Origin of the sequence: Actinopolymorpha sp. B11F2 (assembly GCF_040195635.1) — a bacterium.
GTDB lineage: Bacteria > Actinomycetota > Actinomycetes > Propionibacteriales > Actinopolymorphaceae > Thermasporomyces.
Map to the genome: position 1 here is coordinate 177,785 of NZ_JBEFTX010000007.1, position 23,641 is coordinate 201,425.

A 23,641-nucleotide genomic window follows, 5' to 3' on the forward strand; every position below is an offset into this window, starting at 1 on the left:
GTGGGAGAGGGTAGAGGAGCAAGCTGGCATTGCGACAGGAGGCGTACATGGGTGAGTGGCGGGATCTGCACCAGGACTGGGTGCTCAACGCGGTCGCTTCCGACGGCACCGGGGGTGAACCGAAGATCCCGGCGGCCCCGGCGTCGGCGACGGTTCCCGCCAGCGTGCCCGGTTGTGTGCACACGGACCTGCTGGCGGCCGGCCTCATCCCTGATCCGTACCTCGACCGGAACGAGCACGAGTTGCGCTGGATCGGTCGGACCGACTGGCGCTATGCAACGACCTTCGACTGGCAGCCGGACGGCACCGACCGGGTGGACCTGGTCTGCGACGGCCTCGACACTGTGGCCAGGATCGAGCTCAACGGGTCGCCGGTCGCCACGACGCAGAACATGCACCGGCCCTACCGGTTCGAGGTCGGGCAGCACCTCCGCCGGGGCGCGAACGAGTTGGTGGTGACGTTCACCTCCGCCCAGGCGTACGCCGAGAACCTCAGGGACCAGCTCGGCGACCTGCCCGGACCCAACTCCGCCACCCCCGAGCCGTTCAACTTCATCCGCAAGATGGCCTGCAACTTCGGTTGGGACTGGGGGCCCATCCTCGTCACCGCCGGAATCTGGAAGCCGATCCGGCTGCACTCCTGGCAGACGGCACGACTGGCCGAGGTACGCCCGCTGGTGACGGTCGAGGGCGGCGTCGGCAAGGTGCGGGCGGTCGTTCAGGTGGACCGGGCCGATGTCAACGCATCGTTGACGCTGACGGCTGAGGTGGCCGGGGTGCGGGGGCGGGTTGACGTCGCGCCCGGGGAGACGTCGGCAACAGTCGCGCTCGAAGTCCCCGATCCCCGCCTCTGGTGGCCGCACGGCCACGGCGACCAGCCGCTCTATGACCTCGACGTCGGCCTGGCCGCGGGCGACGGTACGGCGTTGGACAGCTGGTCGCGCCGGATCGGCTTTCGTCACGTACGCCTTGACACCACGCCGGACGAGACCGGTTCGGCGTTCACCATCGTCGTCAACGGGGTGCCGATCTTCGCCCGCGGCGCCAACTGGATCCCCGACGACTGCTTCCCCAGCCGAATCGGTCCGGAGCGCTACCGCGCGCGGCTGCAGCAGGCGAAGGACGCCCACATCGACCTGCTGCGGGTCTGGGGCGGCGGGATCTACGAACAGGAGGCGTTCTACGACGCGGCCGACGAGCTCGGCATCCTTGTCTGGCAGGACTTCCTCTTCGCCTGCGCGGCCTACCCGGAGGAGTCGCCGATCGCGGAAGAGGTCGAGGCCGAAGCCCGCGAGAACGTCGCCCGGCTGATGCCGCACCCCAGTCTCGTCCTGTGGAACGGCAACAACGAGAACATCTGGGGTTACTTCGACTGGGGTTGGCAGGCGAGGCTCGACGGCCGGACCTGGGGCAAGGGCTACTACCTCGACGTGCTCGCCCGGGTGGTCGCCGAGACCGACCCGACCCGGCCGTACTGGCCCGGCAGCCCCTATTCCGGCTCGTTCGACATCCATCCGAACGCCGACGACCACGGCTGCAGACACATCTGGGACGCCTGGAACCAGAAAGACTACGCGGTCTACCGCGACTACGTGCCGAGGTTCCTGGCGGAGTTCGGCTGGCAGGGCCCGCCGACCTGGGCGACGCTGACAAGGGCCGTGCACGACGAGCCGCTCGCGTCCGACTCGCCAGGGGTGTTGAGCCACCAGAAGGCGACCGACGGTAACGGCAAGCTCGCCCGCGGGCTGGCGCCACACTTCGACGAGCCGACGACGGTAGCCGACTGGCACTGGGTCACGCAGCTCAACCAGGCCAGGGCGCTGACGTACGGCATCGAGCACTTCCGCTCGCACCGGGGCCGCTGCATGGGAACCGTCATCTGGCAGCTCAACGACTGCTGGCCAGTGACGTCGTGGGCCGCGGTCGACGGTGACGCCCGGCGCAAGCCGTTGTGGTACGCCTTGCGGAAGGTCTATGACCCTCGCCTGGTGACCGTCCAGCCCCGCGACGGCGGACTCGACATCATCGGGATCAACGACGGAGCGGAGGCATGGAACGCCGAGGTCGTCGTCGAGCGTCGCGCGTTCGGTGGCGAGGTGTACGCGCAGTGGACGGCGAAGCTCGAGGTCGGTCCACGAGACACGACGGCGGTCCGCATACCTGCCGACGTCGCGACACCGGTGGACGCGGCGAGTGAGGTGCTGGTCGTCACGGCCGGAGACCGGCGTACGACCTGGTACTTCGCCGAGGACAAGGACCTCGCCTACCCGCAGCCGGAGCTCGACGTGGAAATGTTCCCGAACCCCAGCGGCACGCAGGTGCGTGTGGCGGCGCGGAGCTTCGTACGCGACCTGGCCCTGTTCGCCGACCGGCTCGATCCGGGCGCCAGCGTGGACGACATGCTGGTCACGTTGCTGCCAGGGGAGACGCACACGTTCCTGATCGAAGGTCTGACCCGCCCGGTGACTCGTGAGGAAGTCGCCGGTGCTCCCGTTCTCCGCAGCGCGGGCGACGGACAGGTTCCGGCCGCACAGGCACCCTGAATGCGTCGTACGTCCGGAAGATGCACTGAAAGGTTGTAATCCGACCGGCGGGGCACGTGAGTTCCGACAGTCTGCACCTGGCTTCCGATGAGGCCAGCCGCGCCGAGGTTGGAAAGGGGTCGCGATCCCGTGTCCGATCAGCAGGAGAGCAACGCGGAGCCTGAGCCGGAACGGACTCACCAGCCCGAGGGTGACGGCCCACCACCGACAGTCACGAGCCCACCGCCCATTACCGACTGGGTCGTGTTCGGAATCTCCGCCGCGGTGTCGGTCGCCGTCGTCGCCTGGGGTGTGCGGGGCACCGGCTCACTCGCAAGAGCCGCGAACGCATCGCTGACCTGGCTCGTCGACAACCTCGCGTGGTTCTTCGTCGTGACGGCGACGGGGTTTGTGGTCTTCTCCGTCTGGCTCGCAGTCAGCCGATACGGGCGGATTCCCCTCGGCCAGGACGGGGAGAAGCCGGAGTTTCGGACGATCTCCTGGGTCGCCATGATGTTCAGTGCGGGCATGGGCATCGGCCTGATGTTCTTCGGGGTCAGTGAGCCGCTGACCCACTTCGTCGAGACTCCACCAGATGCCCGTCCCGGCGCCGGGACCGCGATGGCGACCACGCTGTTCCACTGGACCCTGCACCCGTGGGCGATCTACGCCGTGGTCGGTCTCGCCCTGGCCTACGGCACGTTCCGGAAAGGGCGGCCGCAACTCATCAGTGCGGCGTTCGCGCCGCTCTTGGGCGAGCGCCGCGCGACGGGGCCGGCGGGACGGGTGATCGACATCCTGGCGATCTTCGCGACGCTGTTCGGCTCGGCCGCCTCGCTCGGCCTCGGCGCTCTCCAGATCGGTGCCGGCCTGGTCGAGCTGGGCTGGCTGGGCACGGCGGGATCGCTCGTCCTCGGCTCTCTGATCGCGGTCCTGACGGTGGCCTTCGTGGCGTCGGCGGTCTCCGGGGTCGCCAAAGGAATCCAGTGGCTGTCCAACACCAACATGGTGCTGGCGATCCTGCTCGCCGTCTTCGTGTTCGTCGTCGGTCCGGTCGCCTTCGTCCTCAACCTGGTACCCGCCGCCGTCGGCGACTACTTCCGCGACTTCGCGGCGATGTCCGCCCGCACACCGGCCGGCGGAGACGACGTGACCCGATGGTTGACCACATGGACGATCTTCTACTGGGCGTGGTGGATCTCGTGGGCGCCCTTCGTCGGGACGTTCATCGCGCGGATCAGCCGCGGTCGGAGCATCCGCCAGTTCGTCCTCGGAGTGCTCGCGGTCCCCAGTCTGGTGAGCGTGGCGTGGTTCGCGATCTTCGGCGGCGCGGCTATCGACGCCCAACGCGGCGGTCGCGACATTGCCGGTGTCGCGGACCCGGAAGGCCAGCTCTTCGCGCTGCTGGGGACGTTCCCGCTGGCTGGCGTGACGAGCACGTTGGTCGTGATCCTGGTGGCGATCTTCTTCGTCTCCGGGGCCGACGCCGCCTCCCTCGTCCTCGGCACGCTCTCCCAGCGCGGCACCCACCGGCCCCAGCGGTGGGCGGTGGTGTTCTGGGGTGTCCTGGTCGGCGCGGTCGCCTTCGTGATGTTGCTGTTGGGAGGCGAGAAGGCTCTCAGCGGGCTGGAGACACTGACGATCCTGGCGGGCGCACCGTTCGCCGTGATCATGGTCGGGTTGTGCGTCGCCCTCGCCCGTGACCTGCGCGACGACCCGGTGATCGTGGCCGACAGGCGGTTCCGCCGGCGGCTCCGCCACCAGGTCGCGCGGGAGGCCGGAACCCGGCCGGCGGATGACGCCGACCACCGTCCAACCACCGAGGACGAGTAGCGCCCCGCGGGCCAGCGGCGGTCACGGCTCCACGGTGGGAACGACCTGGATCTTGCGGCCCACGCCGGCCTTGAACTGCTCCAGTGCGGTGGCGTAGTCGGCGAGGGGGAGACGGTCGCTGATCATGACGTCTGGCCGCAGCACTCCGCTCGCGAACAGGTCGCCCGCACGTTCGAAGCTGTGCAGCACCGCCATCGACCCGGTGATCGTGATCTCCTGGTTGTAGATCTTGTACGGCTCGATCTCGACCCGCGCGTCGTAGGACGAGACACCGAACTGCAGGAACGTCCCGCCACGGTCGACACGCACCAACCCGTCCTTGATCGCCGCAACCACACCGGTGCAGTCGATGACGACCTCCCAGCCGCGGGGATGGCTCGGAGCCAGCTCGTCGGCGCTTGTCGCGGTGGCGGTGCAGCCCAGCTCCCGCGCGGTTTCGAGGCGGGCCGGGTTGATGTCGACGACGCTGACGCTGCCGGCACCCGCACGCTTCGCCAGCTCCATCATCATCAGCCCCATCGTGCCGGCGCCGTAGATGAGGTAGTGGTCGGCGAGAACGCGGGGGAGTACGTCGAAACCGCGGACGGCACACGACAGCGGTTCGATGAGTGCGGCGTCCGCGGTCGCCACCCCCTCGGGGAGCTGGTAGCAGTTCTTCACCGGTGCGACGGCATAGTCCGCGGCGCCGCCCGCTGTCGTCACGCCGATCGCGGCCCAGTTCTCGCACAGGTTGCCGCGGGCGCGGCGGCAGTAGTGGCACTCGCCGCAGTGCAAGGACGGGTTGACAGCTACCTGGTCACCCGTCGCGACCTCGGTGACGTCGTGGCCGACCGCGACGACCTCGCCGGCGAACTCGTGCCCTGGCACGACCGGCAGCGTGGGTGCGAACTCGCCTTCGAGGATGTGCAGGTCGGTTCCACAGATACCGCAGCCGGCGACAGCGACGACGACGTCCCGCGGACCTGGCGACGGGTCGGGCACTGACTCGACGCTGACCTTGCCGGGTTCGCTGATGACGGCAGCCTTCACGCTGAACTCCCTTGCTGAGGCATCACTGCTGAGGATGGACCATGGGCTTGATGGTGGTCGGGTCGTTCGCGGTGACGGTGAGCGCGGCCTCGGTGTCGGCGAGCCCGAAGTGGTGCGTGGCCAGCCGGTCGAGGTCCACTTCGCCGGACGTCGCGAGGGCCAGCGCGGTCGGCCAGGTGTTGGCGTACCGGAAGGTGCCCGTCACTTCGATCTCGTACCCCTGGACGTGCGCCAGCGGGAGCGGGATCTCGTCACCGCCCATGCCGACCAGCACCACCCGTCCGGCGCGGCCCACCCGCCGGATCGCCTCACCGATCGCCGGCGGGAAACCCGAGCACTCGATCAGCACCTCCGCCTCCACACCTGCCTCGGCGAGCGACGTCGTGCTCACGTCAAGCGGCGTGCCGCCGAGGGTGCGGGCCATCTCCAGCCGTTGCGGGCGTACGTCGGTGATGACCACCTCGCTGGCACCGAACACCCGCGCGGCCTGCAACGCGACCAGCCCGATCGGTCCGGCGCCGGTGATCAGCACCCTGGTACCGGGGGCGATCCGGGCCTTGCGGGCGCTCCAGACACCGACCGACAGGGGTTCGAGCAGGGCCGCGGCGTCGTCGGAGAGCGAGTCGGGGACGCCGTAGGCGAACTCCTCGTGCAGCACGACGTACTCGCAGAAGGCGCCGTCGATCGGCGGCGTCGCGAAGAACCGCATGTCCGGGCACAGGTTGTAGCGCCCGGCGCGGCACTGCGCGCAGGTGAAGCAGGGCACGCCCGGCTCCATCGACACCCGCTGCCCGATCTCGTGCCGCCGCGCCTCGGACCCGCGGGCGACCACCACGCCGCCCGCCTCATGCCCGAGCACCAGGGGAGAACGGACGACGAAGTCCCCGATCCGGCCGTGCTCGTAGTAGTGGATGTCGGACCCGCAGGTGCCGACGGACGTGACCTGGATGAGCACCTCCCGCGGTCCCGGCTCCGGCACCGGCCGCTCCTCGAGCACGAGATCCTTCACGTCCCGCAGGACGGCAGCCCGCATCGTGTCCGGTTTACTCACCTGTCACTGCTCCGAGGGTCAGGCCGGTGACGAGCCACCGGCGTACGGCGAGCCCCGCGAGCATCATCGGGACCACCACGAAGGTACCGATCGCGCACAACTGTCCCCAGTCGATGCCGGTCTGGGTCACCAGCTGGCTCGCGGCGATCGGCAGCGTCTGGGAGCTGGGCCCGGAGAAGACCAACGCGAACGCGTAGTCGTTCCACGCGAAGACCAGGCACAGCACGAACGTCGTGACCAGACCCGCCTTGGTGAGCGGCAGCACGACCTGCCAGAACGCCTGCCAGCGCGAGCATCCCGCCACGAGTGCCGACTCCTCCAGCGACGGCGGGATGTCGGCGAAGAACGCGCTCATCAACCAGATCGCGAACGGCAGGTCGAACGTGAGATACGCCAGCACCAGGCCCGGGATCGAGTCGATCAGCCCCAGTTGCCGGAAGATCAGGAACAGCGGCAGCACCACGGCGGCGATCGGGGCCATCCTGGTCGAGATGATCCAGAACGACATGTGCTTCTTGCCGCGCATCGCCGTCCGCGCGAGGCCGTAGCCGGCGAGCGCGCCCAGTGCGACGGCCAGCACCGCGGAGAGACCTGCCGCGAGGATGCTGTGCCAGAGATACGGCGTGAAATCGTTCGCGCCGGTGAACAGGCCCCGATAGTTGTCGAGCGTCGGCGCGAAGAACACCTGCGGCGTCGCGGCCGTGACATCGGCGTCGGACTTGAACGACGACGCCAGCATCCAGACCAGCGGCACGAGGGTCCAGACCAGGCCGACCCCGAGCAGTGCCCAGGCGAGGATGCGCGTCCGCCTGGTGCCGCGCTCCAGCGGGCTCATCGACGCGTTGGCGGTGGGGACGGGCGTAGACGGGCGCCGCGCGGCGGAGCCGCCTGAATCAGCACGGTCGCCGGGGGTTGGCGAGGGCACTGCGCTCATCGGGCGAGTCCCTTCTGGTCGAGGAGACGGACGAAGACCCGGGCGATGAGGATCGTGACGACGAGCATCGCCAACCCGATCGAGGCGGCGTAGCCGAGGTCGAAGAACCGGAACGCGGTCTCGTAGAGCCGCACCGGCACAGTCTTCGTGGCGTCGGCCGGGCCACCGTTCGTGGTCACCCAGATGATGTCGAAGTAGCGGATCGCGTCCATCGACCGGATCAGCAGTGCCACGAGGAGGATGCTCGAGATCGACGGCAGGACGATGTATCGCAACTCCTTCCACCCGCCGGCACCGTCGATCGCGGCCGCCTCGCGGACGGCCAGCGGCACCGACGACAGGCCGGCAAGCGTGATGAGCGCGATGAGCGGCGTCCATTCCCATACGTCCATGAGGACGACGGCGGTGAACGCCGAGAATGTGCTGCCGAGAATGTCGCCCTGGTAGCCGAGCTGGCGCAGGATCCATGCGTACAGACCGAACGTCGAGTCGGTGAGGAAGCGCCCGAGCAGCCCGACGATGACCGGCGCCACGAACATCGGCAGCAGGAGCAGGCTCAGCAGCACGTTGCGCCCGCGGAACACCCGCCACAGGCACAGCGCGAGGACGACGCCGCCGACCATCTCCAGGCCGACGGTAAGGACGAAGAAGACGGCGGTACGGATCCAGGCCCAGGCCAGGTCGGCGTCGGTGAAGAAGCGCCCCCAGTTCGCGAAGCCCACCCAGTCCGCGGCGACACCGCCGAGCAGGCGTACGCGGGAGAAGCTCATCCAGACGATGGCGAGGAACGGGATGATCGAGAGGGCCGCCAGCATGATCACGCCGGGAACCATCATGCGACCCTCGAAGGCGAGCCTGCGTCGTGCAGCAGCCCGCCGCCGTGTCGGCGCTGGCTGCGATGTCTTGGCAACAGTCGCGTTCATCTAGCCCACCCACCCTCGCGCGACGATCCGGTCGAACCGGCTGGCCGTCTCGCGCATCGCCTCGGCCGGTGTCGTGTCGCCGACGAGCATGCGGGACAGCTGCGTGTAGATGGCGGTGTCACATTCGTTCCACATCGGGATCTTCGGCCGCAGGCCGATGTTGGCAGGTCTCCATGCCTGCTGGACGGCACGCGCGGTCAGCATGTTGGGCATGGCCGACGGCCGGCGTTCGGCTCGCACCACCTCCGGCAGCTCATAGACCGACGTGCGGGTCGGAGTGCCGCCACCCGCTGTGCTCTTCAGGTTGGCGAGCTGGCTGTCCGGTGCGGTGGACCAGAGCAGGAACAGCCAGGCGGCCTTGCGTTCGTTGGGCAGGGTGTTGGCGCTGATGCCGATCCCCGTGCCGCCGTAGTGGTTGGCAGAGCGTGCCGGGCCCTTGGGCAGACGCGCATAGCCAACCTTGCCGGGAAGGGCCTGCTCGTTACTCGCCGCGAACTCGTGCCAGTTGGGGCACATCGCGATCCGGCCGGCCCTGAACGCCGCACCCACACCGTCCCAGTCCCACGTGCGGGACGCCGGGTCGGCGACCGCGAGCAGGTCCGCGTAGAACCCCGCGGCCGCGACCGCCTCCTCGCTGCCGAGCCGGCACGGTCCGGGATCGACCCGGCCTAGCCGCCCCACCGCGTCGCCGTCGTCGAAGTAGTCACCGCCGTACGCCCACAACACGTTGGAGAAGTCGCACATCAACGAGTCGTGCTGCTTCGCCTGGTGCCCGGTGCCGAAGAGCACCTCGTCGGCGTTGTCGTTGAACCATCGGGCGGTCGCGGCGTACTGCGCCCAGGTGCTGTCGTTGCTCGGCGTGGGGTCGAAGCCGAGGTCGTCGGCCATACGTTCGCCGTACTTGTCGAACAGGTCGGCGCGGTACTGCCAGATCATCGTGGGGCAGTCGTAGGGGAGCGCGAACACCTTGTCCTGGTTGACGAATCGGCCCGCGGCATCGAGCTGGGTCGGGATGAAGTCGCGGAAGCCGCCCTCCTGCCGGGGCAGGGACGGGTCGTCGGCGAGCTCCCGCAGGTCGACGAGCCCCTTCGAATACGGTGCGAGCACCTGGTAGGGGTCGGCGTAGACGATCTGGTACTGCGCCTGGCCGGACGCGAGGTCGAGGGCGACCTTCTGCACCAGCGCGCTGAGCTCGAGGGTGACGATGTTGACCCGGATGCCGGTGAGCTCGGTGAACGGCGTGAGGTCCGCGGCGATCGCGGCGGTCGGTGCGGTGTTCTCGGAGATGAAGTTGAGCGTGGTGCCGGCGAACTGCCGCCACGGATCGTCGGTCGTACGCCTGGTCACGTCGCGCCGGCTGCCGCAGCCACCGAGCAGCAGCGCCGCGCCCGCGCCGACGGAGCCGGCAAGCACGCTGCGGCGGGTCAGCGGGCGCATGGCGGTCTGGTTCGAGGGGGTCACGGTCGAGTGAGTCATGGGGGAGGCACCCTCCGTGTGGGAGAGTTCCAGCCTGGACCTGCACTCAAACCGAAGTCAAGAGATTCGGGCAGATTCGGGTGGGAACAGACATTGGATTGCCGTGAGGTTCCGCTTGCGTCTGAGTTCACTTCGCTGTCATGCTCAACGCAAACGCCACGACCGGGCAGAGCCACAGACGAACGGGCACAACCTCATGTACGCCGAAGAGCGGCAGCTCGAGATCCTGTCCCGCGCACGCGCGGTCGGCCGGGTCGACGTGGCCGGGCTGGCCGGAGCGCTGGACGTGACCCAGGAGACCGTCCGGCGAGACCTCAGCGTGCTTGTGCGTCGCGGCCTGCTGAAGCGGGTGCACGGCGGTGCGATCCCGGTCGAACGCCTGGACTACGAACCCAAGCTCGCCACCCGCCGGGAGCAGTACGCCGAGGAGAAGCTGCGCATCGCCCGGGCCGCACTGGAGGAACTGCCCGAGGAAGGTGCGGTGCTCTTCGACAGCGGCTCGACACCCGAAGCACTCGCGCGGCTGATCCCACGTGACCGCGAACTCACCGTCGTCACCAACTCCCTGCCCATCGCGACCCTCCTCGCCGACCGGTCCCACCTCGCCGTCTGGTGCCTCGGCGGTCTCGTTCGCGGACGTACGCACAGCGCCGTCGACGACTGGGCCCGCCGCCAGCTCGCCGAGATCTCCGTCGAGGTGGCGTTCCTCGGCACCAACGGGCTCAGCGTGGCCCGCGGGCTCACGACTCCGTTGCCCACCGAGGCGGCCGTCAAGTCGGCGATGGTGCAGGCCGGCAAGCGCCGGATCCTGCTGGCCGACCACTCGAAGGTGGCGCGGGACAGCTTCTGCAAGTTCGCCGGCGTGGAGGACCTCGACGTCATCGTGACCGGCACCGAGGTCGACGACGACGCCGCGGCGGAGCTGGAGTCGTGCGGGCCGAAGGTGGTCCGCGCGTGATCATCACGGTCACGCCCAACCCCGCGATCGACCGCACCCTCGAGGTCTCGGCACTCAGGCTGGGCGAGGTCAACCGGTCCGCGAGCCGGCAGGTGGAGCCGAGCGGCAAGGGTGTCAACGTCACCAGGGCCCTCCTGCGTAACGGGATCCGGTCGACGGCCGTACTTCCGCTCGGCGGTCCGGAGGGTAGCCAGCTCGCCGGCCTGCTCGACGACGAGGACGTGCCATACGTCGCCTTGCCGATCACCGGCCCGGTGCGAGTCAACATCTCGGTTCGGAGTCCCGGCGGAATCGTCACGAAGATCAACGAACCCGGTCCCACACTGACGTGGGCCGACGCCGAGACACTCGCCGACGGCGTCCTCGGAGTGGTCGGACGCGGCGACTGGGTGGTCGGGTCCGGAGCGCTGCCTGGCGGTGTGGCGGCCGATTTCTACGCCGAGCTCGTCACCAGAGTCCGGCAGGCAGGCGCTAGGTTCGCGCTCGACTCCAGCGGCGAGGCGCTACGTCGGGGTCTCGAGGCCTGGCCCGACCTGGTGAAGCCCAACCGCGACGAACTCGCCGAACTGGTCGGTACGCCGTTGCGGACGCTCGGCGAGGTGATCGCGGCGGCGGAGACGGTACGAGAACGGGCCGGGGGAGTCGTGCTGGTGAGCCTGGGAACGGATGGTGGCGTCCTGGTCGACGGTGACGGGCCTGTCCTGCATGCCGAGCTGGCGGTGGGGACCGTCCGAAGCTCGGTGGGTGCGGGTGACAACTTCCTGGCTGGGTACCTCAGTACCGCGGCGCAAGCCCGGGTTGACAGGAGGGACAGCGCTGGCCGAGCGGGTGCACTTCGCGAGGCAGTGGCGTGGGGTTCGGTCGCCGTCCGGTCCGAGGGCAGCCTCGGGCGGCGGGTGGGTGACGCCGACCGGAGGAGCGTACGCATGCACACCGCCCCCGATCCAGACCGGAGGCTGTCATGACCGAACGACCTGAGGTCATGATCAGGCACCGCACCCCCGTCATGGGACCGACGAAGGAGGTCTCGTGACCACGCGGGTCCTGGTGGTCGGTGACCACTTCATCCCGGCCGAGCGCTACGTCGATGCCCTGAGCGACGTCGGCATCGACTCCTCGGGCGTTCGTACCGTCGTCTGGGCCGGCAGCAAGGCCGACCAGCACGCAGCGCAGCAGCAGATGGAACACAAGGGACCGGACGCGGTTCCGGCGCCGGCGGAGGTGCGCGATGCCGTGGGCGACGCGCAGGTGCTCGCCCTGCACTTCGCGCCCGTTCCGGCGTCGGTGCTGGACGCCGGCCAGAACCTGCGAGCTGTCGTCGTCGCCCGCACAGGGCTGGAGAACGTCGACATCGATGCGGCGACGGCTCGGGGAATCGCGGTCGTTCCCGTCCATGGCCGCAACGCCTCCGCCGTCGCCGAACTCGCGATCGGCCTGATGCTGAGCGAAGCACGTGACATCGCCCGTGCTGACGCGTCGGTGAAATCCGGGGGCTGGCGCAAGGACTTCGGTGGTCCCGGCAGCGAGCTCGGCGGCAGCACCGTCGGAATGGTGGGCTTCGGCCACGTCGGGCGCGAGCTCGCCCGGAAGCTTCGTGGCTTCGACGTACGCCTGCTGGTCCACGACCCGTTCGTCGACGACGGCGTCCTCCGCGCCCATGACGCGAGTCAAGCCGGCCTTGACACGGTGTTCCGCGAGTCCGACTTCGTCCACGTCCTGGCCCGGCTCACCTCGCAGACCGAGCGGTTCATCACCGCCGAGCACTTCGCGTTGATGAAGCCCACGGCCTACTTCGTCAACACCTCGCGCAGCCGGCTCGTCGACTACGCCGCTCTTCTCCTCGCCTGCAAGGAGAATCGGATCGCCGGCGCGGCCCTGGACGTCTTCGACACCGAACCGCTGCCGGCCGACAGCCCGTGGCGACGCCTCGACAACGTGACGATCACCACGCACTTCGGCGGCGACACGACCACCACGATCACACGGTCCGCCCACCTCGTGGCGGAAGCGGTCGCCGAGCTGGACCGCACCGGGCGGATCACCACGGCGGTGAACGCCGCCAGGCTCGGGTGGAGGGTGTGAGCGGTGACTGATTCCGCCCGACCGGACGAGACCCTCCTGCTCGGTGTCGACGCCGGCCAGACCGTCACCAAGGCGTGCGTCTTCGATCGCGAGGGTCAGGAGCGGGGTTCGGGCAGCGCCCGCGTCGAGGTCGCCAGTCCACACCCGCACTGGGTCGAACGCGACATGGACGAGGTCTGGCAGGCGACCGCCGCGGCGATCCGTTCCGCGCTCGACGACGCACGCACACCGGGTGACCGCATCTCCGCGGTGGGCATCGTCGGCCACAACGACGGTCTCTACCTCGTCGACGATGCCGGCCACCCCGTGCGTGCCGCGGTCACCGCGATGGACACCCGTGCGCACGACGTGCTCGACACATGGCGTACGACGCCCATGTGGGCACGGGTCCTCGACGTGACCGGCCAGGTGCCGTTCGCGGGTTCGCCCTCGACCCTGTTGGCGTGGTTCGCACGGCACGACCCGGAGACCCTCGACCGCACCCGGTGGGTGCTGTTCTGCAAGGACTGGTTGCGGTTCCGGCTCACCAGCGCGATCGCGACCGACCCGAGTGAGGCCAGCGCGGCCTTCACCTCCGTGCGGACGCAGGACTATGCCGACGAGGCACTCATCCTCTACGGCCTGACGATGGTGGCGGGCAAGCTGCCGCCGCTTCGTCCGAGCCAGGCGATCGCCGGGGAGGTCAGCGCCGACGCCGCGACAGCGACCGGCCTGGCCACCGGCACGCCGGTCGTCACCGGTGCCCATGACGTCGACGGCAGTGCGGTCGGCACGGGCGCGGTCCGGCCGGGCATGCTCAGCCTGGCCGCCGGCACGTTCAGCATCAACCAGGTCGTAAGTGCCGACGTCGCCCTCGACGAACGCTGGCAGGCGCGCAGCTTCGTCCAACCTGGGCGCTGGCTCAACATGTCGACGTCCGCGTCGTCGGCGACGAACCTCGACTGGTGGCGAGCGAGTTTCGGACTGCCTGCGGACGAGTCGGCATATTCCCTGCTCGAACGCGAGGCCGCGGGGGCGCTCGATGGTCCGAGCACGCTGCTGTACCACCCGTTCCTGTACGGCTCTCCGTACGGCGAGACGGCGAGCGCCGGCCTGCTCGGTCTGCGGGGGTGGCATCGCCGTGCCGACGTCGTACGCGCAGTGCTGGAAGGAGTCGTGCTCGGGCATCGGGTGCATGTCGACGCCCTGCGCGAGAGGTTCGCCCTGTCCGGACCGGCTCGGCTCACCGGTGGCGCAGCCCGCAGTGGCGTCTGGTCGCAGATGTTCGCCGATGCCCTCGACGTCGAGATCGAGGTGCCCGACTGCGCCGAGACCGGTGCCCTTGGTGCCGCCCTTCTCGCCGGTCTCGGAATCGGTGTGTATTCCGACCTGGACGAGGCGGCGAACACTGGCAGGATTGCACGCCGCTATCACCCGGTCGCAGCGCGTACGGCGGTGTTGAATGACGCGTACGGTCGCTTTGTCGCAGCCGCATCAAGCCTCAGCGAGATCTGGCGCGGGCTCGGCTGACGAGGCGGCGAACTTCGCCGGCGTGGCCGCGTCCGTGGGCGGCGCTAGCATGCGGGTATGTCCGTCCTCCAGCAGAATTCCCAGCAGAACTCAGCACGCGACTCCCGGTTCCTCGAGCTGCTGCAGGCACAGATCCGCCACGAGTTCAACGCCCACCAGCAATACATCGCCGTGGCGGTGTGGTTCGACGCCGAAGATCTTCCTCGGCTCGCCGCGTACTTCTATCGGCAGGCGTTGGAGGAGCGAAACCACGCAATGATGATTGTGCGGTACCTCCTCGACCAAGGCGTCAAAGTCGCCATACCAGGCGTTGATCCCGTACGCAACGACTTCACCAGCGCACGCGACCTGGTGGCCCTCGCACTCGCCCAGGAAAAGGAAGTCACCGACCAGTTCGTCGCGCTCGCGAAGGCGGCGCGTGAGGAAGGTGACTACATCGGCGAGCAGTTCCTGCAGTGGTTCCTGCACGAGCAGGTCGAGGAGGTCTCGTCCATGTCCACGCTGCTGACGGTGATGGACCGGGCCGGCGACACGTTGTTCCACGTCGAGGAGTTCCTGGCCCGCGAGACGGTGGGCGACAGTGGTACGCCCAGTGCCGCTCCGGCGGCGGCTGGTGGCGCCCTCTGACGCGTTCGAGATCCGGCTGTTTCAAGGGCGGCCAGTAGGCCCGCCAAGTGCCGCTGCGATGGTCCGGGCGAATACATCCGGGTTGTCGTAGGTCATGACATGTCCCGAACCCTGCACGACGTGAACCGCCGCGCCTGAGTCCGCGAGGCCTTCCAGGTCGACGTCCTCGGAACGCTCGCCGACGAGGATCGCGCGCGGCATCGAGGCGGACGCGAGCATGCCGCGGAACGTCGGTGTGCGCTCGGCCAACAGTGAGACCGCGGTCCGGTACATCGCGGCCGGTGACCAGCGACCCGTCGTCGCATGGAACACCGAGGTGGCGACGGCATCCTCCTCCCTCGCGAGGACGGCACGAAGAGCGCTGTATCCGCGCGTGACGAACGCGCCCTCGGACTGGTCGGCGACGTGCCTGCTCAACGTGCCGACGCCCGGGTCGAGGTTGGGTTCGGCGACCACGAGCCGGGCGACCAGGTCCGGCCGGCGATCGGCCAGTGCGATCGCCACCGAGCCACCGAGGCTGTGCCCGATGATGTGGCACCCACGCAGGTGCGCTGCGTCCAGCAGCGCGGCGACCACATCCGCGTGCTCCTCGATCGTGTAGCCGAAGGACGCCGGGGCGGGGTCGCTCCATCCCGTGCCGGCGAGGTCCACCAGCAACGACCGCCGCCCGCGTAGCGGGGGCCGGGCGACGATCTCCGGGAAGTCCACAGTCGAAGCCGAACCCAGCCCGGCGAGGTAGACGCACACCGGTTCGGGCGTCGGCTCGTCCGGGCCGCCCGGCAGGTCGAGATAGCGGATCCAACAGGCGTATGCAGGAAGGCGGAAGGCGTGCACGCCCTCAGCATGCCAACGACCGCGACCACACCCTCGCGAGGGCGTCAGCGCGCGTGGCGGCCGAACGCCCCGAGGAGGGCGGCCGAGAGCAGCAACCCGCCTGCGAGGACGCGGAGGATGACCTCGATCGATGCCGAGGGCGCGTGACCAGCCGACTGGAGTGCCTCCAGCGTGGTCGCTGTCGCGGCCAGCCCGATGCCGGCGATGACGATGAGGACGGTCTGCGTGACGCCTGCGGCTTCGCCGCTGCGTTCGGGTCGTACCACCCGCTGGGTGCCGATGTTCGCGAACGACCAGCCGAGCCCGAAGCCCAGCCCACACAGGCAGAAGACCGGAACGTACGCACCCCAGGCCCGGCTGAAGGTCAGGGCGAGCAGGCTAAGCCCGCCGATGCTGTTGGCGATCGTCATGACGACCCGGGCCGAGTAGCGTGCGCCGAGCCAGCCGGCGAGCGGCCCCGCGAAACCCGTGGCGACCGACAGGCCGAGGAAGACGAGGCCGGCCGTGAGCGGGCCGAGGCCCCGGACGTCCTGCAGGTACAGGGTGGCGAGGAAGACGGTTCCGGCGTAGGCGACGTTCGCCATCGTCCCGACGGCGGTGACGAGAACGAAGGCGATGTTGCGGAACAGGCCCATGTCTATCAGTGGCAGGCGGACGTGCCCCTCCACCAGTGGGAAGGACACGAGCAGCGCCAGCCCGGCGAGACCAGTCGCCCAGACGAGGGGTGAGGCAAGCCCGGAGGTCGGGATCCGGTCGACGGCATAGGTGACCAGCCCGACCCCGGCGCTGAGAAGGATCGCGCCCGCGAGGTCGAGACGGCGCGGCATCGACTCGTCCCGTGACTCGCGGGTCGCTATGAGAGTGACGACAGCGGCCGCCACGACGAACGGCACCAGGAACCAGAAGATCCATCGCCATCCGGGTCCGGCGGTCAGGAGGCCGCCGACGAACGGGCCCAGCGCGGTCCCGACGGCGGCGAGCCCGAACACCTGGCCGATTGCCCGGCCACGGGACTTTTCCGGAAAGCTGCTCGACAACACCGAGACGGTCATCGGGAAGATGAGAGCGGCCCCGATGCCCTGCAGGATGCGGAACGCGATCAGGAGCCCGGCCGTCGGTGCCAGCGCGCAGAGTACGGCCGCCGCGCCGAAGATGCCGATGCCGACAACGAGGACGAGGCGCCGCCCGAAGATGTCACCGAGCCGCCCACCGAGGACGAGGAAGGCACCGAGCGCGAGCATGTAGCCGCTGAGCGCCCACTGCAGGTCGGTTGTCGTCACCCGCAGGTCGCTGGCCATCCGCGGCAGAGCGAGGGTGAGTGCGAAGAAGTCCAGCTGGACGCAGAACATCGCCAGCGCTGCCGCGGCGAGCACTCCGCGCAACCGGCGGCTCTCGGCGCCATCCGGCGTAGGAGCCGACGACGCCGGACCCATGGTGACTTCCCCCGTACTGCCACGTCCCGCCGCAGGCACTCCCCGCGTGCTGGTTCCAGGCAACCCTAAGCGGGGATGTGTGACGAGGAGGCCCCTTCCGCCCGAGTGGAGGAACTGTGGCGGACGAAATGCCCGACCCGCTGGATGTGCTGGGTGACGACGAACGCAGGCTCCTGCGTCGGGCGCCACGCCCCGGCTGGCAGGCACCCATGCTCGCCACCCTGACCAAGAAGCCGTTCTCCGACGAGCGGTGGATCTACGAACGCAAGCTGGACGGCGTACGCGTGATCGCCGTCAGGAGCCGCGGCCAGACGACCCTGTGGTCCCGCAACCACAAGGACATGACGAGCACCTATCCCGAGATCGTCCAGGCATTCGCGCCACAACAGGCCCAGGACTTCGTGGCCGACGGCGAGATCGTGGCCTTCGACGGCAGGCAGACGAGCTTCGCCAAACTGCAGGCACGGATCAATCTCGCCGATCCCCGGCGGATACCCGCGACCGGCGTCACCGTCTACCTCTACCTCTTCGACCTGCTCGTCGTCGGTGACGCCGACCTCACCCGACTGCCGCTGCGGGCCCGCAAGCGGGTGCTGCGCACGACGTTCGAGTTCGGCGACCGCGTCCGGTTTTCCACCCACCGCAACACCGAGGGGGAGAGGTTCCACGCCGACGCGTGCGCGCGAGGGTGGGAGGGCCTGATCGCCAAGCGCGCGGACGCGCCGTACCAGACCGGTCGCAGGTCTCGGGACTGGCTGAAGTTCAAGTGCGTACGCGACCAGGAGTTCGTCATCGGCGGGTTCACCGATCCGGAGGGATCGCGACAGGGGTTCGGCGCGTTGCTCGTCGGCTACTACGAAGGGAACCGGCTGCGCTACGCGGGCAAGGTGGGCACGGGTTACAACGCACTGATGCTGCGGGATCTGCGGGCCCGGATGGACAAGATCGCCCAGTCGTCGTCGCCGTTCGCCGATCCGGTGCGCGAGCGCTCCGCCCACTGGGTAGGCCCCGAGTTGGTCGCCCAGATCGGCTTCACCGAGTGGACCAGCGACGGCAAGCTCCGTCATCCACGCTTCGTCGGGCTGCGTACGGACAAGGACGCCTCGGAGGTCGTCCGCGAACAGTGAGCCACCGGGAGCCGGAGGATTCCCAGCGAATCTCCAGGTGGCGTTCAGGGCGGTCCCAGCCAGGAGAGCGATGGTGGAGACTGCTTTCGTACATCCACGACTGGAGGGAGACCGCGATGCGCCCTTACGGGCAGTGGGTCAGAGGGCGATGGGCCAACCGGCGGTGGTCGGACCGGTCCACGGTGCTCGCGGTGGCGGTGTCGACCGCCACGATCACGGCACTGGCGGTGGGCGGGATCGCCCTCGCCGACAACGTGGCGGAGTCCGGCAACGACGCGACCACTGCCACGAGCGACCAGCCACGTCCGGACGCGAAGGACCGGCCGGTAATGCGGGGCCACCGGGCTCCGGGGCTCATGGGATGGGCTCTGCATGGTGAGTTCGTCACGGCCAAGAAGGACGGCGGCTACCAGACCGTGGCCGTCCAATATGGCGAGGTGCAGGCAGTGAGCGACACCTCGATCACGGTGAAGAGTGAGGATGGCTACTCGAGGTCCTACGTCGTCGATGACGAGACGCTGGTCAACGCCCACCGCGAGGGCATCGGCTCGGTCGACGAGGGCGATGAGGTGCACGTGGCGGCGGTCGTGAGCGGCGACACCGCAACGGCGCTTCGGGTCGCGGATGTATCGGACCGCAGGGCCACCTGGGAGAAGTTCCGGCCACGGTTGCGCGGCCTGAACCCAGACACCGGAAACTGATCGGCTCGCCCGACGTCGGGGCCCTGGCTCGGATGTGAGGCGATCTCCGAGCCAGGGCCCCGGCTCGGCGGTCGCCGAGGTTGGGCAGCGGAAAGCCGTGCGGGACGGTTCCTCGGTGGCGAAGCGCCCGGCGGATAGGGTTTCCTCACCATGGGGTACGAGAGACCGTTCAGATGAGTGCGGAACCAGCAAGGGAGGCCGCCCGGCGCCGTCGTCGGTTGACCGTCACGATCAAGGAGTCGCTGCGCGGGCTGGCCATCCAGTTGTCCCTGCTCAACCACCAGGTGACCGCCAACCTCGCGCTCAAGGACGTTGATCTCCACTGCCTCGACCTCATCAACCGGGAAGGGCCGCTCGGCCCGACCACACTCGCGCGTCGGGCCGGGCTGCACCCCGCCACGATCACCGGCATCCTCGATCGGCTCGAACGCGGCGGATGGGTGGTCCGCGAACGTGACCAGTCCGACCGGCGCGCCGTCGTCGTTCGTGCTCTGCGGGACCGCAACGCCGAACTCTTCCGCCTGTACGCGGGGATGGATGCGTCGATGGGCACGATCTGCGCCGGCTACGACGAGTCCGAGCTCGCCCTCATCGCCGATTTTCTGCGGCGTACGAACGAGGCGGGGCAGATCGCGACCGCCGACCTCGCCAACGCACCGCCGGACGACTCCCACCCGGCATGAGCGCGGGGTCAGGTCCCACCGTCAGTGCGAGGCTCGCGGAGAACCTGGCTGGGCTCTGATCGAACGGAGGATTCGCACATGATCAGCCACGCACCGCCCGGCTACGTCTGCCCGATCTGCGCGTTGGTCGCCGGTGGGACCACCGACGTCAGCGGCCAGCAGGACATCGTGTGGCAGTCGGAACGGGCGACGGCATTCATCTGCGCCCGATGGTGGCCGAACAACCACGGTCATGTGCTGGTCGTGCCGAACGCCCACCACGAGAACATCTACGACCTCCCGGCGGAGTAGGGTCACGCTGTGCACGACGGTGTCCGGGCAATCGCCCGCGCGATCCGGGACACCTACGGGTGCGAGGGAATCTCCACCCGGCAACACAACGAGCCCGCCGGTTGTCAGGACACGTGGCACTACCACGTGCACGTGTTTCCCCGCTATCGAGGCGATGACCTCTACGGGTCGCACCCGTACCCGGGCTTCGTCTCCGCCGAACGTCGCCGGCCGTACGCCGACAAGCTGCGTACGCATCTCAGACATCCGGGGGAGTGACGCGCCCGTCACCGCTCAGCGTTGCACCTGATCCGCGAGGTTCGTACGCATCCGCTTGACGAGCGTGCGGGGCTCATCGGCGAAGAACCGCACCGCCGTCACGGTCTGGACGCCATGGGGGAGCGTCACCGTGAAGGGACGCTGCAGGACCAGGTCGATGTTTGTCCGGCTGGCGGCCACGACGTTCAGGGTCGTTCCGGCGTCGGTCTCGTCGAGTTGGACCGCACGTGATCTCTCACGGCTCCGCTCCCGTACCGAGACCGCGCTGATGGCCTCCCAGGGGATGGCGATGTCGAGAGTGAAGCCATTGCGGAGGCGTAGGCCCGCCGGCTCGACCAGGTGCGGGTGGACCTTGTACGCGGCGAGCATCCCCACCATCCACATCAATCCCCAGAAACCGACGGCCAGCAGGGCGATCTTCACCGGCTCCCATGGCACCAGCATGTGGGCGATCGGGATCTCGATCGCCGAGACGATGATGAAGACCCAGAAGAGGAGCTCGACCGCCTTCACATAGCTGAACCTCTCGGCACCCGGACCGGCGCCGGGGTCTCGCCGTCGCACCAGGAAGTACAGACTGCGCCAGACACCGAGCTCGAACTGGATGGCGTGCCGGGCTAGTGCCACCGGCGGGCCTGTGACGTTCACCGCTGTGCCTCCTTTTCCTTCGCTTGGGCGATCAGCTCACACAGCCGCGCCATCAGCACGTCGAAGCCCTTCACCAAGGCGCTGAACTGCCCGTCGGGCATGTCGGCGAAGAGGTCGTCCGCCAGCTGCTCGCCGTCGCGCTTCAGTTGCTCGGCGATGCGCGCGCCGTGTTCGGTGAACGACACGAGGGCGGCCCGACGGTCCGTAGGGTGCGGCTCTCGAACGACGAAGCCGGTGTCCACCAGGGCATCGACGAGGCCGGTGACATTTCGCGGGCTCACGCCGATTGCCTCCGCGAGCACCCGCTGCGTGCTGGGCCCGAGGTGGAGCAGCTCCCAGACGAGGGTCGCCCGCGAAGGGGTGAGCCCGACACGGCCGAGACCGTGCTCCATGTCCTCGTTGATGAGCATCGCGAGCTGAAGCAGCTGCCCGAGCGCAGCCTGCTGCTTCTGGCGGCGAGAACTCTCAACAGACATATCGTGAAGCCCCTTCACTATGTCGGTGCTTCACGTATCGTAGCCTACACGAGCGGTTGCACGGCGAGATTCCCGCGGACGCATGGGGGAGAGGCCACCCGCAGCTGGTCGCACCGCCCGCAAGCGGAGGTCGCGCCGGGCAGCTGTGGTGGATCATGCGCGGACGGCCCATGATTGCGGGCATGAGGAGCAGCCCCAGAGCAACCATGTTCATCGATCGCGACACCGACCCACGCGTCCACCCGCCGACCACGAGCGAGGAACGCGCGACCCTTGTCGGCTTCCTGCGCTGGCAGCGCGACACCCTGGAACTCAAATGCAGCGGCTTGGGAGTCGAGGACCTTGCCCGTCGATCGGTGGAGCCGTCGACGCTGTCGCTGCTCGGGTTGGTACGCCACATGGCCGAGGTTGAGCGCATCTGGTTCCGGACGGTGATGGCAGGTCAGGACGCTCCGCCGTACTTCTACTCCGATACCGATCGCGACGGGGAGTTCGACGGCGCAGTTGCCACGGCCGAGGCCGTCACCGAGGCATGGAACGCGTGGCGGACCGAGATCGAGTTCGCGGACCGGTTCATTGCCGAGGCGCCCGACCTCGATGTCGCCGGGACCGCTCACGGCGGGCCGAGGACGCTGCGGTGGGTCCTGGTGCACATGGTGGAGGAGTACGCACGACACAACGGGCACGCCGACCTGCTGCGGGAGCGGATCGACGGGAGGCTGGGGCAGTAACGAGCAACGCCCCTCTTGATCCGCGCCCCTGACGTGACGGACCCGACAGCGGTTGTCGGCGCGCCGGCGGGCCCGCAGCTGGAGAGGGGGAGCGACGCCTGGGAGAACCTCTATTGGCAATAGCACACGGCGCCCGGGCTCACCGCCGGACTTAGTTCAGGTGGCTTGTCTCGTTCAATTGGGCGATCTGGTGGCTGTAGCTTCGGTCGTCCTTGCGCAAGTGGGTGATGCCGCCTGAAGAGACACGGAATTGGACACGGCCCGATGCCTCCAAGGGCATGCCAATCCACGCTGCCAGGAGGAGGGTGGCAGTACCTCCATGTGTCACGACTACCTGGTTCTCCATCGTGGATTGTTGAATCCGACCCATCGCCGCATAGGCCCTGACGGCGAGGTCCATCCGTGTCTCAGCACCGTCCACACCTTCGTCGTGCCGTAGCCGCTCGCCGAACTCCGGAATCGGGATTCGGCGTTCTTCGAGCCAAGCCTTGGGTCGGCCACCCGCCTCACCGTACGACTTCTCCCGCAGGTCTGGGTCCAACTTCAGGGCGCCGCCGATCCGCTTGACGATGACCTCTGCGGTCCGCTGCGCGCGGCGCAGGTCGGATGTGATCGTCTCGACGTCAGCGTCGCCGAGGCGCTCAGACAGCGCTTCGGCGATCGACTCAGCCTGACGCATGCCTCGCTCGGTCAGGTTGGAGTCGAACCACCCGCCGACGAGTCCGTCTACGTGGTGGGTTGCCTCCGGATGCGTGACCACATAGATGTTCTTCACTGTGACCTCGAGATCCTCGTTGTGGACGCTGCACGTGTGCCTGTGCCGTGTTTCGAGATGTGACCCATGACAGTCGAAACGAAGGTGACTGCGCGAGGTGCGACTTGCTAGGCCGGTGGTCGCTGGAGGATCTGTCGGGACGACTCGAAGCCCAGCCGTTCGTACACCGGCACTGCCTTGCGACCAGAGTGGACCGTCACGCGGAAGGCCCCGAGGTGTGTCGCATGCTTCGAAGCAGCCTCCACGAGCGCCGAGCCGATCCCGTGGCCTCGCTGGTTGGGCTTGACGAAGACGCTCTGGATGTCTGCGGATAGCCGACTCGTCGCTCCAGGTCTCGGGACGCGGGGGACGAGCGCGACCCAGGCCATGCCGACGATCTCCGGTCGGAGGAGTCGGGCGACGAACGCCAGGTGCGAGTCCTGGTGGGCGGCCCACCACTTCGCGAGCTCCACCGCGAATGCGTCAACGGACCGCGGTGCTGGTTCCTCATCATGGGTGTCCAGCCACAACAGCCGGGCCAAATCTGCGACGTCGTCCGCATTCGCCTGGCTGATCCTCACGAGGTGAGAGTCTGCCAGCTGGTCGACCGGAGGGAGGACGGTGACTTGCGGGCTGAAGCGCGCCAGACCACTACTGGACACCCTGCGTACGAAGACTGGGCGGATTCGTCGGGCTCAGCGGTAAAGGGGCCCCAGAGCCGCGATGTCCCTGAGGACAGGCGGGGTCTCGAAGAGGACGGC

The 23,641-nt window shown here is 68.7% G+C and carries 24 protein-coding genes; 13 read left to right on the plus strand and 11 right to left on the minus strand.

The window, feature by feature from the left end; translation table 11 throughout:
* Positions 1–47 precede the first annotated feature (47 nt).
* Both ABN034_RS15230 and ABN034_RS15235 read left to right on the plus strand, forming a co-directional pair.
* Positions 48–2,543 carry a glycoside hydrolase family 2 protein gene (locus ABN034_RS15230; RefSeq protein ID WP_349691661.1) on the plus strand — a complete coding sequence of 832 codons (2,496 nt, stop codon included), beginning with the start codon at positions 48–50 and terminating at the stop codon, positions 2,541–2,543.
* 129 nt (positions 2,544–2,672) lie between these two features.
* The gene (locus tag ABN034_RS15235) at positions 2,673–4,355 is read left to right on the plus strand and encodes a BCCT family transporter (RefSeq protein ID WP_349691662.1); all 1,683 of its coding nucleotides are present in this window, start codon (positions 2,673–2,675) and stop codon (positions 4,353–4,355) included.
* Between the two features lie 21 nt (positions 4,356–4,376).
* On the opposite strand, the gene ABN034_RS15240 is transcribed toward ABN034_RS15235, so the two are convergent.
* The 5 genes from ABN034_RS15240 to ABN034_RS15260 form a co-directional block, all read right to left on the minus strand.
* Positions 4,377–5,384, minus strand: coding sequence for a zinc-dependent alcohol dehydrogenase family protein (locus ABN034_RS15240; protein ID WP_349691663.1), 1,008 nt, complete (start codon positions 5,382–5,384; stop codon positions 4,377–4,379).
* 22 nt (positions 5,385–5,406) lie between these two features.
* Positions 5,407–6,435 carry an NAD(P)-dependent alcohol dehydrogenase gene (locus ABN034_RS15245; RefSeq protein WP_349691664.1) on the minus strand — a complete coding sequence of 343 codons (1,029 nt, stop codon included), beginning with the start codon at positions 6,433–6,435 and terminating at the stop codon, positions 5,407–5,409.
* Positions 6,428–7,369, minus strand: coding sequence for a carbohydrate ABC transporter permease (locus ABN034_RS15250; RefSeq protein WP_349691665.1), 942 nt, complete (start codon positions 7,367–7,369; stop codon positions 6,428–6,430). The genes ABN034_RS15245 and ABN034_RS15250 overlap by 8 nt, the downstream gene beginning before the upstream one ends.
* Positions 7,366–8,184: a carbohydrate ABC transporter permease gene (locus ABN034_RS15255; RefSeq protein ID WP_349691791.1), complete on the minus strand. Its 819-nt coding sequence runs from the start codon at positions 8,182–8,184 to the stop codon at positions 7,366–7,368. The genes ABN034_RS15250 and ABN034_RS15255 overlap by 4 nt, the downstream gene beginning before the upstream one ends.
* A 108-nt stretch (positions 8,185–8,292) precedes the next feature.
* The gene (locus ABN034_RS15260; protein WP_349691666.1) at positions 8,293–9,768 is read right to left on the minus strand and encodes an extracellular solute-binding protein; all 1,476 of its coding nucleotides are present in this window, start codon (positions 9,766–9,768) and stop codon (positions 8,293–8,295) included.
* Positions 9,769–9,964: 196 nt separating this feature from the next.
* Here ABN034_RS15260 and ABN034_RS15265 point away from each other — a divergent pair, with 196 nt between their 5' ends.
* The 5 genes from ABN034_RS15265 to ABN034_RS15285 all read left to right on the plus strand — a co-directional run bounded on the left by ABN034_RS15265 (position 9,965) and on the right by ABN034_RS15285 (position 14,944).
* Complete coding sequence (locus tag ABN034_RS15265) at positions 9,965–10,726, plus strand: DeoR/GlpR family DNA-binding transcription regulator (RefSeq protein WP_349328626.1); 762 nt, start codon at positions 9,965–9,967, stop codon at positions 10,724–10,726.
* A complete protein-coding gene (locus ABN034_RS15270; RefSeq protein WP_349691667.1) occupies positions 10,723–11,691 on the plus strand; it encodes a 1-phosphofructokinase family hexose kinase in 969 nt (322 codons plus the stop codon). The genes ABN034_RS15265 and ABN034_RS15270 overlap by 4 nt, the downstream gene beginning before the upstream one ends.
* Before the next feature lie 64 nt (positions 11,692–11,755).
* A complete protein-coding gene (locus ABN034_RS15275; protein ID WP_349691668.1) occupies positions 11,756–12,808 on the plus strand; it encodes a 2-hydroxyacid dehydrogenase in 1,053 nt (350 codons plus the stop codon).
* A 3-nt stretch (positions 12,809–12,811) separates the two neighbouring features.
* Positions 12,812–14,317, plus strand: coding sequence for an FGGY-family carbohydrate kinase (locus ABN034_RS15280; protein ID WP_349691669.1), 1,506 nt, complete (start codon positions 12,812–12,814; stop codon positions 14,315–14,317).
* A gap of 57 nt (positions 14,318–14,374) precedes the next feature.
* A complete protein-coding gene (locus tag ABN034_RS15285; RefSeq protein WP_349691670.1) occupies positions 14,375–14,944 on the plus strand; it encodes a ferritin in 570 nt (189 codons plus the stop codon).
* 21 nt (positions 14,945–14,965) lie between these two features.
* Here ABN034_RS15285 and ABN034_RS15290 read toward each other — a convergent pair whose 3' ends face one another.
* Together ABN034_RS15290 and ABN034_RS15295 are read right to left on the minus strand one after the other, a co-directional pair.
* Positions 14,966–15,778, minus strand: a complete 813-nt coding sequence (locus ABN034_RS15290) for an alpha/beta fold hydrolase (protein ID WP_349691671.1) — start codon at positions 15,776–15,778, stop codon at positions 14,966–14,968.
* 44 nt (positions 15,779–15,822) lie between these two features.
* Positions 15,823–17,211: an MFS transporter gene (locus ABN034_RS15295; protein ID WP_349691672.1), complete on the minus strand. Its 1,389-nt coding sequence runs from the start codon at positions 17,209–17,211 to the stop codon at positions 15,823–15,825.
* Between the two features lie 116 nt (positions 17,212–17,327).
* On the opposite strand from ABN034_RS15295, the gene ligD reads away from it, so the two are divergent.
* The 5 genes from ligD (at position 17,328) to ABN034_RS15320 (ending at position 20,271) form a co-directional block, all read left to right on the plus strand.
* Positions 17,328–18,338, plus strand: coding sequence for a non-homologous end-joining DNA ligase (gene ligD / locus ABN034_RS15300; RefSeq protein WP_349691673.1), 1,011 nt, complete (start codon positions 17,328–17,330; stop codon positions 18,336–18,338).
* 116 nt (positions 18,339–18,454) lie between these two features.
* Complete coding sequence (locus ABN034_RS15305) at positions 18,455–19,039, plus strand: hypothetical protein (RefSeq protein ID WP_349691674.1); 585 nt, start codon at positions 18,455–18,457, stop codon at positions 19,037–19,039.
* A gap of 173 nt (positions 19,040–19,212) precedes the next feature.
* On the plus strand, positions 19,213–19,722 hold the full coding sequence (locus ABN034_RS15310) for a MarR family transcriptional regulator (RefSeq protein ID WP_349691675.1): 510 nt from the start codon (positions 19,213–19,215) through the stop codon (positions 19,720–19,722).
* Between the two features lie 78 nt (positions 19,723–19,800).
* On the plus strand, positions 19,801–20,013 hold the full coding sequence (locus tag ABN034_RS15315; RefSeq protein WP_349691676.1) for an HIT family protein: 213 nt from the start codon (positions 19,801–19,803) through the stop codon (positions 20,011–20,013).
* A 9-nt stretch (positions 20,014–20,022) separates the two neighbouring features.
* Positions 20,023–20,271, plus strand: a complete 249-nt coding sequence (locus ABN034_RS15320; protein ID WP_349691677.1) for an HIT family protein — start codon at positions 20,023–20,025, stop codon at positions 20,269–20,271.
* A gap of 15 nt (positions 20,272–20,286) precedes the next feature.
* Here ABN034_RS15320 and ABN034_RS15325 read toward each other — a convergent pair whose 3' ends face one another.
* Together ABN034_RS15325 and ABN034_RS15330 are read right to left on the minus strand one after the other, a co-directional pair.
* Positions 20,287–20,919, minus strand: coding sequence for a PH domain-containing protein (locus tag ABN034_RS15325; RefSeq protein ID WP_349691678.1), 633 nt, complete (start codon positions 20,917–20,919; stop codon positions 20,287–20,289).
* A complete protein-coding gene (locus ABN034_RS15330; RefSeq protein ID WP_349691679.1) occupies positions 20,916–21,395 on the minus strand; it encodes a MarR family winged helix-turn-helix transcriptional regulator in 480 nt (159 codons plus the stop codon). The genes ABN034_RS15325 and ABN034_RS15330 overlap by 4 nt, the downstream gene beginning before the upstream one ends.
* Positions 21,396–21,577: 182 nt before the next feature.
* Between ABN034_RS15330 and ABN034_RS15335 the strand changes: the two genes are divergently transcribed.
* The gene (locus tag ABN034_RS15335; RefSeq protein ID WP_349691680.1) at positions 21,578–22,126 is read left to right on the plus strand and encodes a DinB family protein; all 549 of its coding nucleotides are present in this window, start codon (positions 21,578–21,580) and stop codon (positions 22,124–22,126) included.
* 151 nt (positions 22,127–22,277) lie between these two features.
* On the opposite strand, the gene ABN034_RS15340 is transcribed toward ABN034_RS15335, so the two are convergent.
* Positions 22,278–22,901, minus strand: a complete 624-nt coding sequence (locus tag ABN034_RS15340; protein ID WP_349691681.1) for a histidine phosphatase family protein — start codon at positions 22,899–22,901, stop codon at positions 22,278–22,280.
* A gap of 107 nt (positions 22,902–23,008) precedes the next feature.
* Positions 23,009–23,461, minus strand: coding sequence for a GNAT family N-acetyltransferase (locus tag ABN034_RS15345; protein ID WP_349691682.1), 453 nt, complete (start codon positions 23,459–23,461; stop codon positions 23,009–23,011).
* Between the last annotated feature and the right edge of the window lie 180 nt (positions 23,462–23,641).

Excerpts from the sequence above, each read along its gene's own strand:
- ABN034_RS15305 (WP_349691674.1), top strand. The coding sequence starts at position 18,455 with ATGCGCCCTTACGGGCAGTGGGTCAGAGGGCGATGGGCCAACCGGCGG.
- ABN034_RS15230 (WP_349691661.1), top strand. The coding sequence starts at position 48 with ATGGGTGAGTGGCGGGATCTGCACCAGGACTGGGTGCTCAACGCGGTC.
- ABN034_RS15330 (WP_349691679.1), bottom strand. The coding sequence starts at position 21,395 with ATGTCTGTTGAGAGTTCTCGCCGCCAGAAGCAGCAGGCTGCGCTCGGG.
- ABN034_RS15295 (WP_349691672.1), bottom strand. The coding sequence starts at position 17,211 with ATGGGTCCGGCGTCGTCGGCTCCTACGCCGGATGGCGCCGAGAGCCGC.
- ABN034_RS15255 (WP_349691791.1), bottom strand. The coding sequence starts at position 8,184 with ATGCTGGCGGCCCTCTCGATCATCCCGTTCCTCGCCATCGTCTGGATG.
- ABN034_RS15310 (WP_349691675.1), top strand. The coding sequence starts at position 19,213 with ATGAGTGCGGAACCAGCAAGGGAGGCCGCCCGGCGCCGTCGTCGGTTG.
- ABN034_RS15265 (WP_349328626.1), top strand. The coding sequence starts at position 9,965 with ATGTACGCCGAAGAGCGGCAGCTCGAGATCCTGTCCCGCGCACGCGCG.
- ABN034_RS15260 (WP_349691666.1), bottom strand. The coding sequence starts at position 9,768 with ATGACTCACTCGACCGTGACCCCCTCGAACCAGACCGCCATGCGCCCG.
- ABN034_RS15285 (WP_349691670.1), top strand. The coding sequence starts at position 14,375 with ATGTCCGTCCTCCAGCAGAATTCCCAGCAGAACTCAGCACGCGACTCC.
- ABN034_RS15315 (WP_349691676.1), top strand. The coding sequence starts at position 19,801 with ATGATCAGCCACGCACCGCCCGGCTACGTCTGCCCGATCTGCGCGTTG.
- ABN034_RS15335 (WP_349691680.1), top strand. The coding sequence starts at position 21,578 with ATGAGGAGCAGCCCCAGAGCAACCATGTTCATCGATCGCGACACCGAC.
- ABN034_RS15250 (WP_349691665.1), bottom strand. The coding sequence starts at position 7,369 with ATGAGCGCAGTGCCCTCGCCAACCCCCGGCGACCGTGCTGATTCAGGC.